Source organism: Staphylococcus sp. HMSC072B07 (genome assembly GCF_001815505.1).
Classification (GTDB): domain Bacteria; phylum Bacillota; class Bacilli; order Staphylococcales; family Staphylococcaceae; genus Staphylococcus; species Staphylococcus simulans.
Window position 1 is genome coordinate 4,764 of the sequence record NZ_KV820945.1, and the last position, 201, is coordinate 4,964.

1 protein-coding gene is annotated in these 201 nt (G+C 40.3%); it reads left to right on the forward strand.

Features of this window, described 5'->3' with window-relative positions; genetic code table 11:
* Nucleotides 1-201 (forward strand): Rib/alpha-like domain-containing protein (locus tag HMPREF3031_RS13735; protein ID WP_257243613.1); only part of this gene is annotated, 201 nt, incomplete at both ends.

Here is a 201-nt window from a genome sequence, read left to right on the forward strand (position 1 = left end):
ATACAACAAAAGTACCTGACGGTAAAACAAGCGGTGAGTTTGAAGTGCCAGTCACAGTCACTTATCCGGATAAAACAACAGATACAGTGAATGTGAAAGTAACAGTCGGTCCAAAAGATTCAGACACTTATGAACCAACTGTCCAACCGATTGAAAAACCATTTGGTCAAGGCACAACTGAACAAGAGGTCAAAGATAAAG